This window comes from Iningainema tapete BLCC-T55, from assembly GCF_014698965.1.
GTDB classification, from domain to species: Bacteria; Cyanobacteriota; Cyanobacteriia; order Cyanobacteriales; family Nostocaceae; genus Iningainema; species Iningainema tapete.
On the sequence record NZ_JACXAE010000055.1, the window covers coordinates 1 to 2,937 of the forward strand.

Annotated in this window: 2 protein-coding genes and 2 pseudogenes; 1 reads left to right on the plus strand and 3 read right to left on the minus strand. The window is 34.7% G+C overall.

What is annotated here, in order from left to right; all coding sequences use genetic code 11:
• Positions 1–307, plus strand: a pseudogene (locus ICL16_RS16235) (ABC transporter ATP-binding protein/permease); the annotation flags it as partial.
• Positions 308–451: 144 nt separating this feature from the next.
• Here the strand turns inward: ICL16_RS16235 and ICL16_RS16240 are convergent.
• The 3 genes and pseudogenes from ICL16_RS16240 to ICL16_RS16250 form a co-directional block, all read right to left on the minus strand.
• A complete protein-coding gene (locus ICL16_RS16240) occupies positions 452–862 on the minus strand; it encodes a hypothetical protein (RefSeq protein ID WP_190829567.1) in 411 nt (136 codons plus the stop codon).
• Positions 863–887: 25 nt separating this feature from the next.
• Positions 888–2,600, minus strand: a complete 1,713-nt coding sequence (locus ICL16_RS16245) for a GUN4 domain-containing protein (protein ID WP_190829569.1) — start codon at positions 2,598–2,600, stop codon at positions 888–890.
• Positions 2,601–2,630: 30 nt separating this feature from the next.
• Positions 2,631–2,937: pseudogene (locus tag ICL16_RS16250) on the minus strand (ABC transporter ATP-binding protein/permease); the annotation flags it as partial.

Consider the following 2,937-nt stretch of genomic DNA (forward strand, 5'->3'; position numbering starts at 1 on the left):
GTCAGCGGATTCAAGTTGGCAACTTGTGAGCGTGCAGGATTATCGGCTTCAAAAAGCAAAAGAAATTGTCACTCCCACAGAAGATGCTCAAATCACAATAGATGTTTCCCCCAAGAATGAAACCCTTCGTCAAGCAGAAATAGGCATAAACTCAGGGCTTTCTCATAAGGAAATGCAAAAATTAACCAACTCTCCCATAAACACCATTAGAAGCAAAGCTTCTCAAGGGAAGTCCATCACTACGTCTGATGGCGTTACCTACCACTATAATAAAGACCCAAAAGTTTTGAAATGGGTGAGAGTTTAGCGGCTACTCATACTTTTTACTCCAATATAGCAGTCCTAAATTATTCGTGAGAAATGAAAATCCCGGTTTCTTTAAGAAACCGGGATTCTCTGGGTTTCGATGTTCATAGAAGCGCAAAAGCAACTCAAATCGAATTCCTATATATTATTTTATTTTGGTTCCAATAATTGATTCCTCTTCATCCATTATGAGAAATTTAGAACTATTAATTTTAATCACTTCATACTTTTCCGTTCTAAAGATAGAACCTAAACTAAATAGCGCATCTCCAATATGAACTTTAGGACCTAGCGGGAGTTGAAAATTCAAAGCGGATTTGGGAACATTTTTAACATTTAAATGCAATTTTTTGTCACTTACGTACCACACACCAGTAAATTTATTACCAGTGAAAAGTTCTTTAGGTTTAGAAAAAATAAATGTTTGAATACTGGTTTGTTCATAGGTCATATCATCTTTAAATTGAATAGTGATTTTTTCCCAAGACTTATCAAAACGCCATTTTCCAAAAAGTAAAATTTCTATTTCTATATCAGAATGCTTACTATTACTCATGTTTATCCTCAAATTAGCTTTGGCTCTAATTTTCCCTATTATTAGCAAATGTGCGATTAACGCGGAGGAAAGTTTCGTTACAAATTTTTACACGAGACAAGAATAAGTGCAACTGCCAAACTAACCAAGATCCCACCCGCCAAGCTCCCATGGAAAGGTGTTCCGCAGATGATGGGGATAAATCAAAGGTATGTTGGTCATAGTGTAACCATTTGATTGGTAGGTGTCCCATCGGTGTCGTGGGTGACAATTCAAAAGTTAGTTGCTCGTATTCTAACCAGTTTCCCTCCTTTCGCCAACCAAGGCGATCGCCAAGTTTCTTTTCTGTTTCATAGTCTACTTGACCACCCATTTCAGTCCAGATACTTTGCTGAACACTGAAGCCGAAATAACCATGACTGTATTCTCTCCAAAGTTGATCGATAATCTGGATATCTTGACAAGAAAAATTATCAATATCTTCCTTATAAACTTCATTCCAATAATTCTTCCCTATAACTTGTAGCATTAATTTAGTGGTTTCAATGTCAGCTTCTTTCCACTTGTGCTGTGCGAGAAGATCCCGCAATTGGCTATAATCAATGTTTTTATTACTTTTAAATTCTTTTTTGAAGGTAGCATCGTCATTAGTCGGTCGCATCAATTCGGTTTTTTCAACAGAAAACAGAGGCGTGATAGAGACAAAATTTGCTTCTGCTATCCCTAGCACTTTTCTTTGCTCGCAAAGTTGCTGGGATAGATAGTGAGATATTGAGTCAATATCTTTGTCTAAAACAACATAATTATCGGTCAACTCAAGATTATAAACTTGCCAATCTAATAATTTAGATTGAATAAAAGCATCTTTTAATCTTTCTTTTTTCTCATAACTTGCTACCATAAAATTGAGAAAAGTTTCCGAAATCGCTTCGTTTTTTTCGGGAATTAATAAATTTGACTGATGCAAAATATTATCCGCTAATTTTTTAATGTCTCCGACAGTTGAGTAAAAATCTTCATCTACTTTTACTACCTCATCTAATAAAGCTTGAAAGGGGCTAAAGTAATCTCGTAAATAATTTTCAAAATTGATTGCAGTTTGAGCTATTTCTGCTATTTCTTGACGAACCTTCTCGGCTTTTATTTGATATGCGTAAATTTCTTTATATACTTCTAAACCTTCAACTACTTCCCGGACAATTTTCTTTTGAGTTTTGGTATCTTCTGCCAGTGTTTTAAGTCCTTCACTAAGCAATTTTATTTTTTCTAACATTAAAAATGAGGCATTACTCAACAGTAAAACTAATTTAAAGTTTTCCTGCTTTTCCCATTTTAATTCATCGATAATCTTCGGATTTTTATAATTTTTTACCTCGAGTTTTTTTCTCTCCTCATCCAAGCTTTTTATTTCCTGATATTTTGAGCTAAACAACTTTTTCAAGTCATCCATCAGCTTCAACAAAAAATGTTGATAACTCTCCTGATAATTTTCTAGTAAATTAATAATAAGAGAGTAGTCTCTAATCAATAATTTGAGTTCATCAAAAATTGCTTCTTGACTAACTTCTTCTTTCCACTTAATTATTCCCCCAAAGCAATAATAATATCGAACGCCTGACTTTATTAATCTTCGACGTTCTCTAATTTTTTTTTGAACAGTTTTTAATTTGGAGTTTTTTAAGACTGGTAATTGATAGGTTCGTTCATAAATTCTTATCTTTTTATAAGTGATTAATTGTTGAGGCTGTTTAGTGAGCATGGTAGTGATTCTAAAAAGTATGAGTAGCCGCTAAACTCTCACCCATTTCAAAACTTTTGGGTCTTTGTTATAGTGGTAGGTAACGCCATCAGACGTAGTGATGGACTTCCCTTGGGAAGCCTTGCTTCTAATGGTGTTTATGGGAGAGTTGGTTAATTTCTGCATTTCCTTATGAGAAAGCCCTGAGATGGTATCTATTTCTGCTTGACTTTGAGATTCATTATTGGCTAAAACATCTATTGTGATTTGAGCATCTTCTGCGGGAGTGACAATTTCTTTTGCTTTTTGAAGCCGATAATCCTGCACGCTCACAAGTTGCCAACTTGAATCACCTGAA

Bases quoted from the DNA above. Each gene is read 5' to 3' on its own strand.
- ICL16_RS16240 (WP_190829567.1), bottom strand. From the start codon at position 862: ATGAGTAATAGTAAGCATTCTGATATAGAAATAGAAATTTTACTTTTT.
- ICL16_RS16245 (WP_190829569.1), bottom strand. From the start codon at position 2,600: ATGCTCACTAAACAGCCTCAACAATTAATCACTTATAAAAAGATAAGA.